The sequence below is a fragment of the Aeromonas sp. FDAARGOS 1419 genome (assembly GCF_019047045.1).
Taxonomy (GTDB): domain Bacteria; phylum Pseudomonadota; class Gammaproteobacteria; order Enterobacterales; family Aeromonadaceae; genus Aeromonas; species Aeromonas veronii.
This window is the reverse complement of record NZ_CP077209.1, coordinates 3,831,667-3,845,417: the sequence shown is the minus strand read 5'-3', so window position 1 is coordinate 3,845,417 and position 13,751 is coordinate 3,831,667. Positions and strand designations below refer to the sequence as shown.

Sequence of the window (13,751 nt, the reverse complement as noted above, 5' to 3'; positions counted from 1 at the left end):
CACAGGATAAATAAATTGCCGCCCCAACGCACCATTTCCCCGCGCCGCAGCAGCTATGCTGGAAATAAAACCACAATAAGGTGCTGCTATGGCTGGCGAAAACCTCACCGCGCTACCGACGCTGATCTGGATTGGCGAACACCCGTTCTGGACCTTGCTCACCCTCTCCCTGATGCTGATCCACTTCTGGCGCCGTCCGGGACAGCGACGGGAGCTGCTCTCCGAGCTCAGTTTCGTGATGATAAGCGCGGTGGTGATCCTGCTGATCCAGCTGGAAGGGGGCTGGTTCAAACTGCCGCTGCCCCATCAATTGCTGATCGAGATCTCCACCCTGCTGGCTGGCCTTATACTGGTCAAGATATGGGGGATCCTGCTGTTCGAATTTCTACTCCCCCTCTGCCATGTGCGGATCCCGCGGATCATCGCCGATATCGTCATAACCATCGGCTATATCGGCTGGGGTCTGTTTCGCCTCTACGCCTCCGGCATGGCGCTCGGGGAGATAGTCACCACCTCGGCGGTGATCACTGCGGTCATCGCCTTCGCCATGCAGGACACCCTGGGCAACCTGCTGGCCGGGGTCTCCATTCAGCTCGACAACTCCATCGCTATCGGTGACTGGCTGCAAGTGGATACCACCCAGGGCCGGGTGGTGGAGATCAACTGGCGAGCCACCACCATCGAGACCCGCAACTGGGAGACTGTGGTCATCCCCAACAGCCACCTGCTTAAACAGCGCTTCACCGTGCTCGGGCGCCGTCGCGGCGAACCGCTGCAGTGGCGGCGCTGGGTCTGGTTCGATCTGACCCTGGATACCCTGCCGACCCAGATCATCGCGCTGATCGAGAAATCCCTGCGAGAGACCAAGCTCCCCTGCGTCGCCAAGCATCCGCAACCGGACTGCCTGCTGATGAACGTCGAAGGAGGGATTGCCCGCTATGCGGTGCGCTACTGGCTCACTGACCTGGCTCGCGACGATCCGACCGACTCCATGGTGCGCAGCCTGATCGACGCCGCCTTGCGCCGCAACGATCGCCGCCTCACCCCGCCGATCTTCAACGTCTTTATGGCCAAGGAGAAGCAGCATCTGGATGCCCGCCACAAGCGCCACACCGCCGAACGAACCGATACCCTGCGCAAGCTGCCGCTGTTTGCCATGTTGCAGGAGAACGAGCTGCTCCAGCTGGCCGATCAGGTGAAGTTCGCCCCCTTCGTCAGCGGCGACATCATGCTGGAGCAGGGGGATGTCTCCAGCTGGCTGTTCGTGCTGGTTAAAGGGGAAGCCGAGATGGTGGTCAATGTCGAAGGGCGAGAGCTGAAGCTTGGTACGCTCAACGCGGGAGACTTCTTTGGCGAACTGAGCCTGCTCACTGGCGAACCCAGCTCCTTCACTGTGCGGGCGGTGGCCACCGTCGAAACCTATCGCATCAATCAGGGGATGTTTCAGGAGCTGGTGATGCAACGGGAATCGCTGGTCGAGCCCCTCTATCGGGTGCTTAGCGACCGCCAGCAGGAGCAGCGGGCGCTGCTGGAGCGGGAGGCGGAAGCCATGAAGCAACCACCACAACAGCTTGATCTGCTTGATAAACTGATGAAGCTGTTCGGCGGAAGATGACGTAGCATGGCATCGAATTGAGGACGTGAAGAGAGAACCGCAGCCATGTTACTGACCACCCTGGCCCTTGCCGCCAGCCTGCAATTTGATTGTCCCGCCACCATCGAGAGTCGCCAGCAGCTGCTGACCCCGCAGCAGGGCTGGCAGGCGTTCACCCGCAATGACGATGGCAAACCAGACGAAACCCTCAGCCACCGGCTCGATAATCTGGCCCTGTACGACGGAGATCCTGCCGAGCTGGCCCAGCTCAAACCGGATAATGGCGACAGCGACGAGATCCACTACTGGAGCCAGCTCGATAGCAGCCTACGCCCGCTCTATCTGGTCTGCCGCTATCAGAACAGCGCCATCACCCTGCAGCAGGCGCTGCCCGTCGGCATCAGCTACTGCCGCGTCAACCAGCGCGATCGCTACACCCTGCTCGGGCTGGTTTGCCGCAAATAGCGGTCGTAACCCCTTGCCATACATCGCTATTCGCTGACAGCCATTGCCGCCTGAGCATGGCCACCGCCAACCTCGTCAGAGCAGCAGCTCGGCCAGCTCGGCCAGCTCCTCCAGCTCCACGTCCGGCAACAGTTGCAGCTGTTGCCACGGTTGCTGCCGCTCGTTGAGCCAGGCGGCGCGAAAGCCGTGCAAGCGGGCCCCCAGCACATCGGTCTCGGGATGATCCCCCACATGGAGGACCCGCTCTGCAGGCAGCTTGAGGGCGCTGCAGGTCTGCTCAAACATATCCGGCGCCGGTTTCATTCTGGCGCCCGCCCCCGCCTTGCAAACCAGCGTGAAGTAGCGTTCCAGTCCTGCCTGCGCCAGATCCAGATTGCCGTTGGTGATGACCACCAGCGGGTATCGCTCGGCCAGTCTGGCCAGTAGCCGATGGGTTGACTCGCTCACCTCTATCTTCGAGCGCTCTGCCAGAAACGCAGCAAACACCTGCTCCGCCTCGCGGCTGGCCTGCTGGTCGGCCATCCCCCCCGCGACCATGGCGGCGCGGATGGTCTGCTGGCGCGCCAGACTGACATCATGGCGTAGCTCGGGGGCGCCGTTCAGCACACTGCGCTTGAGTTCCAGCCAGCGCGGCTTGTCGAGCATGGCGGTGGCCAGATATTCGCTGCGCAGATGGCTCAGCATCCACTGCTCGGCGCGCACGATGGCGGGGCCGTTGTCATAGAGGGTGTCATCGAGGTCAAACGAGATGGCAGCAACCGGCTGCCAGCGGCGATAGAAGTGCATGGACTCTCCTCTGCAACGGGGCTCTGGGCCCGTTATTCATCGTCCTGTGCATCCGGGTCACGCTTGGCCCTGGGGTGAGCGCTGTCGTAGACCTTGGCCAGATGCTGGAAGTCGAGGTGGGTATAGATCTGGGTGGTAGAGAGGTCGGCATGTCCCAGCAGCTCCTGCACCGCCCGCAGATCGCCGGAGGACTCCAGCATATGGGTGGCGAAGCTGTGGCGCAGCTTGTGGGGATGGACGTGGGCGTTGAGCGCCTGCTTGTTGCCCCAGCCATCGAGGCGGGCCTGCACCGAGCGGGCCGACAGCCGCTGCTTGCGGCTGGAGACAAACAGCGCCTCGCTCTCGTCCCCGGCCAGCAGCGGGCGCACCTTGAGCCACTTCTGCAGCCACTCGACCGCCATCCGGCCGATGGGCAGCACCCGCTCCCGCGAGCCCTTGCCGGTCACCTTGAGCTGACGGTCGTCAAGCTTCAGATCCACCAGATTGATCCCTACCAGCTCGGCAAGACGCAGCCCTGAAGAGTACATCAGCTCCATGATGGCGCGATCCCGCACCGCCAGCGGATCCTGCTCGTCGGTGATGTTGAGCAGCTGGTGCATCTCGTCCACATCGAGGTTTTTCGGCAGCGGCCGCCCCTGTTTGGGGGTGACGATGCCACGGGCCGGATTGGCGGTCAGCCGCCCCTGCCGCACCTGCCAGTCGCAAAAGCTGCGCAGGGCAGAGACCTTGGTGGAAAGGGAACGAGGAGCTAGGCCCCCCTTGTGCATCCGGGTCACCAGAGTGCGCACCTGACTCGCCTCGAGCCGACCCCAATCAGTGAGCCCCAGGGCCACCAGCTCGGCGGTCATCGCCTCCAGATGGGCTTGATAGTTATTGCGGGTATGAGGGCTGAGCTGACGCTCAACCCTCAGGTATTCGATAAAGGCCGCCAGCTCGTCCGCCAGTTCCGCAGGCAGTGGCGGTGCGACGACGGGAGCTTTGGCGGGCGCCCTGGCCGGTGTTCTAGCCATGAGTCAACTCGGGCAGACGCAGTTGCAGCAGGCGCCCCAGTTGGCCCAGCAGCAGGGTGTCGTTGTGGGGAGTAAAGTGGCCGGGATCCGAGCTGGCGAAGGCCAGCACACCGAGATCGCCGAGCCGCATCAGGGCCACCGAGTTGACCAGCACATCGTGGCCAAACAGCGCCTGCTTCTCGCTCTGGCTCAAGCGGCCAAAGTAGTAATCCTGCCCCGGCAGACGCTGACCCAGCAGGGATTCGAGCTGCTTGCCCTGTGCCAGAAAGCGCTGCTCGGGCCCGCTCAGGGCAAACTTCTTGGGGTTGAGCCAGAGCCGCAGCCCGGTCAGGCGCAGCCGCTGGACAAAGGCCTTGCCCATCACGGCACTCACTTCGAACAGGGTCTGGCAACCGTACAGCTCGCCGTAGAGATCGGCATAGACCCGGAAGATCCGCTCGTTCTCGCTGGCGATCCCCATCAATTCGGTGATCTCCTGCTCCAGCTGTTCGATCCGCTCGCGCTGCCGCTCCAGCTGGCGCTCGACCAGCGAGACCGACCCTTTGCGTTCATGGGGAATGCGGATCCGGTCCAGCACGGCGGCATGGCGTTGGAAAAACTCGGGATAACGGGCCAGGTACTCCAGCACAGTGGCTTCATCCACCGATTGCTCCTGCCGTTTGAGTTCGCTCATAAATTGGTTGATCCATCAGAGAAATGGGGCTCGCTGCCCCGACATCATGGGCAAAGGGGGCCAACGCCCCCCGTACCTGAACCTTTATCGGCTAAACCTCTATCTGGCCGTCAAACACATGCTCGGCGGGGCCTGTCATATAGACCGGCTGGCCCGGCCCCTTCCAGGCGATGGTCAGCTTGCCGCCCGGCAGACTGACGGTGACCCGCTCCTTGAGCTTGCCCTGACTGATGCCAATTACTGCCGCCGCACAGGCACCGGTGCCGCAGGCCAGGGTCTCGCCACAGCCCCGCTCGAATACACGCAGTTTGATCTCGGTGGCGTTGACCATCTCCATGAAACCGACGTTGACCCGCTCAGGGAAACGCTCGTGGCGCTCCATGATGGCACCGAGCGTCTCGACCGGTGCATCGGCGACCGAAGGCACCTCGATGACGCAGTGGGGATTGCCCATGGAGACCACGCCACACATCACGGTATGCTCCTGCGCCCGCAGCAGATAGGTTTTCTCTGCCTTCTGGGCCCGGAACGGGATCTTGCCCGGCTCAAACTGGGGCACACCCATGTTGACCGTGACCTGGTTCTCCCCCTCCAGCTGCAACACGATGCGACCCCGGGCGGTACTGACCGCGATGCGATCCCGGTTGATCAGCCCCTTGAGACGCACGAAACGGGCAAAACAGCGGGCGCCGTTGCCACACTGCTCCACCTCGCTGCCATCGGCATTGAAAATGCGATAGTGAAAGTCGAGTTCAGGGTCATAGGGCGGCTCCACCAGCAGCAGCTGGTCAAAGCCGATCCCGAAGTGGCGATCTGCCAGCTTCTTGATGACGTCATTGCTGAAAAATACCTTCTGGGTGACGCCATCCACCACCATGAAGTCGTTGCCCAAGCCATGCATCTTGGAAAAATCTATCAACATCGTGCATTCCTGTGCTGTTAGGGCTGTAAAAATTCACCGAACCAAGGGTCGCCAAGCGCCATGAAGTCGTTGTCCAAAGCCCCATGCATCCTGAAACAATCTGTCAACATCGTGCATTCCTGTGCTGTTAGGGCTGTAAAAACTCACCGTCAACCGTTATGAAATCATTGTCCCAGCCTGCGCCATCAGGGCAGCAGGTGCTCACCGCGCCAGAGATCGGCCAACTGCTCCCGCTCGCGGATCAGGTGCGCCTCGGCACCATCCACCAGCACTTCGGCTGCGCGCGGACGGGTGTTGTAGTTGGATGACATGGTAAAGCCGTAGGCTCCGGCCGAACGCACCGCCAGCAGGGAGCCTTCGGCAATGGCTAGGGTGCGCTCCTTGCCGAGGAAGTCGCCGGTCTCGCACACCGGGCCCACCACGTCATAGAGCGCGGGAGCATGACCGGCGCGGCTATCCACCTCGATGATGTTCATCCAGGCGCCGTAGAGCGAGGGGCGCAGCATGTCGTTCATACCGGCATCGATCAGCGCGAAGTTGCGGGTCTCGCCCGGCTTGAGGTACTCCACCCGGGTCAGCAGCACGCCGGCATTGGCGACGATGGCGCGGCCCGGCTCGAACAGCAGGGTCAGATCCCGGCCCGCCAGCTTCTGCTTCAGCGCTTCGGCGTACTCGGTCGGATGGGGCGGCTGCTCGGAACCGTAGTTGACCCCAAGGCCGCCCCCCACGTCCAGATGATGGATATGAATGCCTTCCGCTGCCAGACCGTCGATCAGCCGCAGCAACTTGTCAGCCGCTTCCATAAAGGGATTCAATTCAGTAAGTTGCGAGCCGATATGGCAATCCACCCCGACGATCTCGATGTTCGCCATCGCGGCCGCCTTGCGATAGATGGCGGGCGCCAGCTCGATGGGAATGCCGAACTTGTTCTGCTTGAGGCCAGTGGAGATATAGGGGTGAGTACCGGCATCGATATCCGGATTGACCCGCACCGAGACGCGGGCCTTCTTGCCCATGCTGCCCGCCACCCGATTGAGGCGCTCCAGCTCGGCTTCCGACTCCAGATTGAAGCAGAGGATCTCTTTATCCAGCGCAAGGCGCATCTCCGCTTCGCTCTTGGCGACCCCGGAGAAAACCACCTTGGCCGGATCACCACCCGCCGCCAGTACCCGCGACAGCTCGCCACCGGAGACGATGTCAAACCCCGAGCCCAGACGGGCCAGCAGGTTGAGCAGCGCCAGATTGGAGTTGGCCTTCACCGCATAGCAGATCAGATGGGGAATATCGCCAGCGGCCTTGTCGAAGGCGTGCCAGTGGCGCTCGAGGGTCGCACGGGAGTAGACGTAAAGCGGGGTACCGTACTGCTCGGCAAGCTGTTGCAGCGAGGTTTGCTCGGCCTGAAGCTGGCCGTCGGCGTCGTAGTTAAAGTGATCCAAGGGGGCGGTTCCTTCCTAGAATGGGTGCGGCATTAGTGCGGCGCGGCCTCGGTGGCAGCCTCAGTGGTCGCAGGCGGTGCTGCTTGCGGTGTACTCTGGCTCTGTGGCTGCTCGGGGGGCGGCATATAGAGCGGCCCCTTCAGACCGCACGCGGCCAGCCCGAGGGACAGAAGAGTGGCAAGCAGACACTTGGTGAACTGAGTGATCATAATGGTTCGCTGCGAAAAAATTTTTGGCCCTCTATAATCGCACTCACATTGTTAAAAGCAACAGGATAAACCGATGAAGGATCACGAGTATCACGCCCTGACAGACGCCTTTTTCCAATATGTGGAAGACACGCTCGACGAGGGGTATCCGGATATCGACTGCGAACGCAGCGGCGGCGTATTGACCCTCTCTTTCGAGAACAAGACCAAGGTCATCATCAACAAGCAGGAGCCACTGCACCAGATTTGGGTCGCCACCCGCGAGAACGGCTTCCACTTCGAACTGCAGGGTGACACCTGGATCGACAACCGCTTCGGCCACGAGCTCAAGACGCTGCTGAGCCAATCCTGCACCGTCCAGGCGGGCGAAGAGGTGGTGTTCCCATGATTGACCTGCACCCGCAGGGCGCCCGTCATGCGGTGATCTGGCTACACGGGCTGGGTGATTCCGGCGCCGGTCTCGCCCCGCTGGTGGACGCGCTGGATCTGCCCGCCGAGCTACCGGTGCGTCACCTGCTGCCGGATGCCCCCGAGCGCCCCATCACCATCAACATGGGCTACAAGATGCGCGGCTGGTACGACATCAAGAGCTTCGAGGATCCCGCCGAGCGGGCCGTGGAGTCCCATGTCCGTGAATCAGCCAACCAGATTGCCGCATTGCTCGATCAACTGGTGGCCGACGGGTTTGCCCCCGAGCGCATCGTGCTGGCGGGCTTCTCTCAGGGCGGGGTGATTGCCTCCTTCACCGCGCTGCGCTATCAGACAACGCTGGCGGGCCTGCTCTGCATGTCCACCTATCTGGCCGCCCCAGACAAGCTGCTCGGCGAGATGAGCGAGGCTGCTCGCACCCTGCCCATCTGCTACATGCACGGCATCTATGACGATGTGGTGAGCCTGTCGCTGGGTTGGGATGCCAAGAACCGGCTGGAAAGCGCCGGGCTCGCCCCCGAGTGGCACGAGTACCCGATGCGTCACGAGATCTGCCGTCCGCAACTCGGCGACATTCGCAGCTGGCTGCTGGCTCGCCTCGGCGCCTGAACAACCGCAATAGCAAACGGCCTGCATCTGCAGGCCGTTTTTTATGGCGATTCCAACTGACGGGTCAGCCCACTTCTCGAGCGGGCGGCACCTGTTCGCGCAGAGTGCCCTGACTGCGATAGGGGATCACATCCAGCTCACCATTCACCTGTACTATCTCGTAGTACTGGGGCAGGTTGAAGTTGATGAACTGCCCATCATCGCTGAACCGCTCGTGATTGGAGGTGTAGAAGCGGTTGACCCCCGCCACCAGCTCATCCTTGTTGCCGGCGAAGTGCTGGTAGATCTCCACCCGGTTCGCCTCATCGAGGATATAGATGTTGGTGCCCGCATCACGGGTATCGAAGAAGAACTGCACCAAGCCTTCGCTGGCGTAGGCATCGACGATGCTCGGCAGATGCTGGCTGTGGGTCTTGTCGAGCCGCAGCGGCAGGTGATCCAGCTTGTTGTGGGAGATGTGGCGGTAAAAATCGATGGCGTTCTCCAGCTTCTTCACCGACACCCCGCGCCGCTCGAAGAAGATGCCGTACTTCTCGCGGCCAAGGGCCATGGTCTTGACCAGCTGCTGCTTGTCGCGGGCAAGGCGCAGGTCGATACACTCCGCCACCAGCGTCTGGAAGCGGGAGCGCACCAGAGAGCGGAAGTGCTGGCTGTAGCAGAACACCTCGATCATCTCGGGGGCGGCGGCATCCTGATGCATCTTGCCGAGGATGGTGGTGAGGGCATCGACCACGGCTTCATCCCCCTGGAAGTGCAGGGTGCGGATCTCGCTCCAGGAGTTGCGATAGACCAGATCCACCGAACCGACCAGACACTCCTGATTGCGGCCGAACGAGAAGACATCCACGGTGTTGGCGTCAAATTCGATCACCTGGCCGACCCAGTGGCTGGTCGGGTCCATCTCCAGATTGAGGAAGATCGAGAGCTGACGGATCTCGCACGGCCGACTGAGCGCCAGGTTGGTAGCCAGCGGGTACTTCTCGGGGAAGCAGCCGGAGAGATCGCGGCAGAACTGGTGCAGATTGTCGATGTGCAAATCCGAACCCTGATTGAAGAGGTGCACCCGCGACTGGGGCGTCAACAGATCGTTGAAGTAGGCCCAGGAGACCAGCTTGCTGATGTAACCGTTGAACTCCAGCGGCGCGCGGCCAATGATGTCCACCGGCTCCAGCGAATGTTTGTAGAGATACCAGCCGGCGCGGTTGAGGCGACCGTGAGGCACCTGCACGAAGCTGAGATCCGGCTCGCTCAGATCTGGCGCTATCTTGAGGTTCACCCGCTGCACCTTGCCCGGCAGGCTCTCGAACGCGGCGTAGAGTTTGCGCGACAGAATGCCGATATCTTCCGGGTTGATCGACTCGCTGATGTTGTTGCGGCGGGCGAACTGGATCAGATTGCGGTAGCTCTGCATCAGGGCTTCCAGCAGCTCGGCGTGAGCGATCTTCACCTCTTCGATCTTCCACTCATGGCGATGATCGAGTTGATAGAGTTTGTCCTGACTCCAGCCCCAGTAGGAGACCAGCTGGCTCATCTGCTCGCGGCGCCACTCGGGGGAGTGATCATCCTTGGGATTGCTGAGACCGTCACACACCTTGAGGTAGAAGCAGCGGCGCACCAGATCGAGCCGCGCCATATCGCCGATGGACTTGAGGTAGTTGGTCACCTTGTCCAGCATCAGACAGTAGTTGTCGAGCCGGTAGTGCATCCCCTCGTTGTGCTGGAACCAGTCGCGACCAATCATCGACAGCAGGCGGGTGTTGGGATACTCGTGCGAGTAGGCCTCCATCAACACCGACTTGAGCACCGCCTTGTAGGGGGAGTCGATCCCCTTGTAGAGCTGCCACAGGGCGGAGCCGAAATACTCTTCGGCCGGAATACGGTCAAAACTGCCGAGATCGAGCCAGTCGTCCTGCTTGAGCTTGCCGCTCTCGAACAGCTCGTTCACATACGCATCGTAGTGATCATCACACTCGGTGGGCACCAGATACCAGATCAAGCGTTTGCCCGCGATACGCATGGCACTGCGGTAGAACTCGTCGAGCAGCAGCAGGTGCTGGGCACTGCCGCAGCTCTCCCCCTGCATCTGAGCATCGTTGGTCTGGCGGAACTTGTCTTCCGGGATCAGGAAGAAGTTGAGATCGACCCCGCGCTGTTCGGCCCACTTGGAGAGTTGCTGGCATTTCAGCTCCAGCAGATCGAGCCGCTCCTGCGACAAACCGGCCACGTGGCAGACCCAGATATCGAGATCGGAGTGACAGCATTGACCGATGGAGGAGGTGCTGCCCATGGAGTAGAGCCCCTGAATGGCCCGATCATGGGTGGCAAGGCCGCTCTGACAGTTGGCGTTGCGGCAGAGGTCATCGATAAAGGCTTGCTGCTCGGCGGTGGCGCTGAAGCTCCAGATACCATGAGGGACATCACCGGAGACATAACCGGGCAGCAGGGGATGATTGAAGTGCAGCATGACAGGCAGCAGTTGGAATACCTGCTGCCCATAGCGACTCATGAGGCCTAACGCCCGTTGCGTCTTGAGACGGGTAATGTCGTCATAACGCGCAACCAGCGTATCGATGTGTTCCTGCAATGCCCTGCCTATCACCTAAGTGAAAATGACGCACCAAAAGGGGGATACGTCAAAAAAGTGTGATCATGTTAACAATGCAAACAGCGGTGGTAAACAAGCCTTCAGCTAAACGTCAGATTATTTCTGGTATGACCACATCAAGTATCAGGGGAAATCATTAAACTCCAATACATTCAATGAATTAATCAACACTGCTTGCTTAATGAAAATCATTTTCAGCATGCATTTTTGAGCTTGGCCCCGCTTTTGCCGGCTCCGCCATGAAAGCCCGGGCAAAGGGTGGTAATATCGATTTCCTTCTAAAAATGAAACAACTGATTGATATGGCAGCCCGAACCCTGAAAATTGCCACTCGCAAGAGCCCGCTGGCCCTGTGGCAGGCCAACTTTGTCAAAGACCGGCTCGAAGCCCTGCACCCGCAGTTGCAGGTCGAACTGGTGCCCATGAGCACTCAGGGTGACAAGATCCTCGATACCCCGCTGGCCAAGGTCGGTGGCAAGGGGTTGTTCGTCAAGGAGCTGGAGACCGCCATGCTGGAAGGACGGGCCGATATCGCCGTTCACTCCATGAAAGACGTTCCGGTAGAGTTCCCCGAGGGGCTCGGTCTGCACACCATCTGCGAGCGGGAAGATCCCCGCGACGCCTTCGTCTCCAATCGTTTCAAGGCCATTGCCGAACTGCCGCAAGGGGCCGTGGTCGGCACCTCCAGCCTGCGCCGCCAGTGCCAGCTGCGCGCCGCCCGCCCGGATCTGGTGATCCGCGACCTGCGTGGCAACGTCAACACCCGCCTCGCCAAGCTGGATGCCGGTGAGTACGACGCCATCATCCTCGCCGCCGCCGGTCTGAAACGACTGGAGATGGCGCACCGCATCACCGCCTTTATCGAGCCGGAGCAGAGCCTGCCTGCCAACGGCCAGGGTGCGGTCGGCATCGAATGCCGCCTCGACGATCACGAGCTGCACGCCCTGCTGGCGCCGCTGGAGCACGCCGAAACACGCGCCCGGGTGCTGACCGAGCGCGCCATGAATCGCGCCCTGCAAGGGGGATGTCAGGTGCCTATCGGTGCCTACGCACTGGTCGAAGGCGAGCAGATCTGGCTGCGCGGTCTGGTGGGTAGCCCGGATGGCACCCAGGTAATCCGCGACGAGATCCGCGGTCCGCTGGCCGATGGTGAGGCCCTCGGCGAGCAACTGGCCCAGCGCCTGCTGGCAGCCGGTGCCGACGAGATCTTGGCCGAGGTCTACCGCGCATGACCCCGCTGGTGGTGCGTCCGGCCATTCAGGCAGCCGAGCTGGTGCAGTTGCTGCGCCAGCACGGCCATGCACCACTCTGCTGCCCGCTGCTGGAAACCGTGGCGGGCAGTGAACTCCCTCTCCTGCCCGACCTGCTGCGCAGTGCCGACGCGGTTATCGCCGTCAGCATCCATGCCGTTCATTTTGCACACGATTTTCTGTTGCAAACTGGTCAGACCTGGCCAAATATTGAGTACTTTGCGGTGGGTCAGGCCAGCGCAGATGCGTTTGCCGCCATCGGCATCACGGCAAGCAGCCCGGATGACCCGCGCAGCGAAGGGCTGCTGGCCCTGCCCGCCCTGCAGCAGGTAGCAGGCAAACGGGTACTGATCCTGCGCGGCAATGGCGGGCGGGATCTCATCGCCAGCACGCTGGCCTCACGCGGTGCTCTGGTGCACTATTGTGCGGCCTATGAGCGCCACTACCCCGAGCTGGACGGGGACAGATTGACCCACCACTGGCAAGCTGCGGGGCTGGACAGCCTGCTCATTACCAGTGGTGAACTGCTGCAACGGCTGCTGGAGCTGGTTCCCGACCACCAGCGGCCCTGGCTTTTTGACCGCCTGCTGGTGGTCCCCAGCCCGCGCGTGGCCGAGATGGCCCACTCCGCGGGCTTTATCCATATCACGATTGCCCAAGGTGCATCCAACCAGGCCCTGACGGCCGCACTGGAACTGAGGAAGATGGAATGACAGAACAACAAGAATCCCAGGTCAAACCCCAGCCGACCGCTGCGGTCAATGGCAGCAAGAGCCGCTCCGGTGCCGTACTGGGAGGGGTTGCCATCCTGCTAGCTCTTGGCCTGACCGGCGGTCTCTATCTGCACGGTCACAAGAATGCCGTGGCCCAGCAGGCTGAACTGGCCCAGCTCAAGCAGCAGCTGGCGAGCGCCCTGAGCAAGATCGACCAGACCAGCAGCAAGGATGCCGAGCAGCTGGCCGCGCTGGATCAAACCCAGCAACGGCTGCAGGGGGAGATGCAGGGTCTGCAGAACCGGGTACTGGACCTGAATGACAAGCGCCCCAACGACTGGATGCTGGCCGAATCCGAATATCTGGTACGAATGGCGGGCCGCAAGCTGTGGCTGGAGCATGACCTCGTCTCCGCCATCACCCTGCTCGGCAATGCCGACGAGCGGATCGCTGCCCTCAACGACCCCAGCCTGATGCCGATCCGCAAGGCGCTGGCCGAAGATATCGCCAAGCTCAAGGGGATGCCGCGCATCGACCGCGAGGGGCTGACCCTCAAGCTGGCTGCACTGTCCGACCAGATCGAGCTGCTGCCCCTCTCCACCGTCAGCATGCCGGAAGCCAAGGCCGAGCCGGATCAGGCGGTCAGCGCCAATCCCGACGAGTGGGAGAGCAACCTGAAGAAGAACTGGGTCAAGTTCACCGAGAACTTCGTCACCATCCGTCGCCGCGATGGCGCGGTCGAGGCGCTGCTCTCGCCGCAGCAGGAGATCTTCCTGCGTGAAAACCTCAAAACCAAGCTGTTGCAGGCCCAGCTCTCCGTCTATCGCGAGCAGCAGGCGCTCTACGAAGACAGCCTGGACAAGGCCCAGCGCTGGCTGACCCAGTATTTCGACACCGACAACAGCGCCACCCGCTACATGCAGGGCGAGATCGACAAGCTCAAGGGTGAGCAGATCCAGATCGACTATCCGGCCCAGTTCAAGACCCAGGCCATGCTGGAGCAGGTGCTGACCGAACGCCTGCAACGCATTCTGGCCAGCAGCTGAGGAG

Annotated in this window: 14 protein-coding genes; 7 read left to right on the top strand and 7 right to left on the bottom strand. The window is 61.6% G+C overall.

Features of this window, described 5'->3' with window-relative positions:
• Positions 1-88: 88 nt before the first annotated feature.
• Together I6L49_RS17535 and I6L49_RS17530 are read left to right on the top strand one after the other, a co-directional pair.
• A complete protein-coding gene (locus tag I6L49_RS17535; RefSeq protein WP_216950031.1) occupies positions 89-1,615 on the top strand; it encodes a mechanosensitive ion channel domain-containing protein in 1,527 nt (508 codons plus the stop codon).
• Positions 1,616-1,660: 45 nt separating this feature from the next.
• Positions 1,661-2,059: an STY0301 family protein gene (locus I6L49_RS17530; RefSeq protein ID WP_216950030.1), complete on the top strand. Its 399-nt coding sequence runs from the start codon at positions 1,661-1,663 to the stop codon at positions 2,057-2,059.
• 75 nt (positions 2,060-2,134) lie between these two features.
• On the opposite strand, the gene I6L49_RS17525 is transcribed toward I6L49_RS17530, so the two are convergent.
• The 6 genes from I6L49_RS17525 to I6L49_RS17500 all read right to left on the bottom strand — a co-directional run bounded on the left by I6L49_RS17525 (position 2,135) and on the right by I6L49_RS17500 (position 7,095).
• Positions 2,135-2,845, bottom strand: coding sequence for an HAD-IA family hydrolase (locus tag I6L49_RS17525; protein ID WP_216950029.1), 711 nt, complete (start codon positions 2,843-2,845; stop codon positions 2,135-2,137).
• A gap of 32 nt (positions 2,846-2,877) precedes the next feature.
• Positions 2,878-3,855, bottom strand: a complete 978-nt coding sequence (gene xerC, locus I6L49_RS17520; protein WP_111899803.1) for a tyrosine recombinase XerC — start codon at positions 3,853-3,855, stop codon at positions 2,878-2,880.
• Entirely contained in the window at positions 3,848-4,528 is a 681-nt protein-coding gene (locus tag I6L49_RS17515; protein WP_005336370.1) for a DUF484 family protein, read from the bottom strand. Before I6L49_RS17515 ends, xerC begins: the two co-directional genes overlap by 8 nt.
• Before the next feature lie 91 nt (positions 4,529-4,619).
• Positions 4,620-5,450: a diaminopimelate epimerase gene (gene dapF / locus I6L49_RS17510; RefSeq protein WP_005336371.1), complete on the bottom strand. Its 831-nt coding sequence runs from the start codon at positions 5,448-5,450 to the stop codon at positions 4,620-4,622.
• 185 nt (positions 5,451-5,635) lie between these two features.
• A complete protein-coding gene (lysA, locus tag I6L49_RS17505) occupies positions 5,636-6,886 on the bottom strand; it encodes a diaminopimelate decarboxylase (RefSeq protein WP_064335261.1) in 1,251 nt (416 codons plus the stop codon).
• Positions 6,887-6,918: 32 nt separating this feature from the next.
• Entirely contained in the window at positions 6,919-7,095 is a 177-nt protein-coding gene (locus I6L49_RS17500) for a lipoprotein (RefSeq protein ID WP_019444858.1), read from the bottom strand.
• A 73-nt stretch (positions 7,096-7,168) separates the two neighbouring features.
• On the opposite strand from I6L49_RS17500, the gene cyaY reads away from it, so the two are divergent.
• A complete protein-coding gene (cyaY, locus tag I6L49_RS17495; RefSeq protein WP_139731425.1) occupies positions 7,169-7,483 on the top strand; it encodes an iron donor protein CyaY in 315 nt (104 codons plus the stop codon).
• Complete coding sequence (locus I6L49_RS17490; RefSeq protein ID WP_139731424.1) at positions 7,480-8,133, top strand: alpha/beta hydrolase; 654 nt, start codon at positions 7,480-7,482, stop codon at positions 8,131-8,133. Before cyaY ends, I6L49_RS17490 begins: the two co-directional genes overlap by 4 nt.
• Positions 8,134-8,197: 64 nt before the next feature.
• Here I6L49_RS17490 and I6L49_RS17485 read toward each other — a convergent pair whose 3' ends face one another.
• Positions 8,198-10,717: a class I adenylate cyclase gene (locus I6L49_RS17485; protein ID WP_213387570.1), complete on the bottom strand. Its 2,520-nt coding sequence runs from the start codon at positions 10,715-10,717 to the stop codon at positions 8,198-8,200.
• A gap of 323 nt (positions 10,718-11,040) precedes the next feature.
• Between I6L49_RS17485 and hemC the strand changes: the two genes are divergently transcribed.
• Genes hemC through I6L49_RS17470 form a run of 3 tightly spaced genes read left to right on the top strand, consistent with a single transcriptional unit; the run spans position 11,041 to position 13,747 of the window.
• The gene (hemC, locus tag I6L49_RS17480) at positions 11,041-11,970 is read left to right on the top strand and encodes a hydroxymethylbilane synthase (RefSeq protein ID WP_216951679.1); all 930 of its coding nucleotides are present in this window, start codon (positions 11,041-11,043) and stop codon (positions 11,968-11,970) included.
• A complete protein-coding gene (locus I6L49_RS17475) occupies positions 11,967-12,701 on the top strand; it encodes a uroporphyrinogen-III synthase (protein WP_216950028.1) in 735 nt (244 codons plus the stop codon). Before hemC ends, I6L49_RS17475 begins: the two co-directional genes overlap by 4 nt.
• On the top strand, positions 12,698-13,747 hold the full coding sequence (locus tag I6L49_RS17470) for a uroporphyrinogen-III C-methyltransferase (protein WP_005355191.1): 1,050 nt from the start codon (positions 12,698-12,700) through the stop codon (positions 13,745-13,747). The genes I6L49_RS17475 and I6L49_RS17470 overlap by 4 nt, the downstream gene beginning before the upstream one ends.
• Positions 13,748-13,751 lie beyond the last annotated feature (4 nt).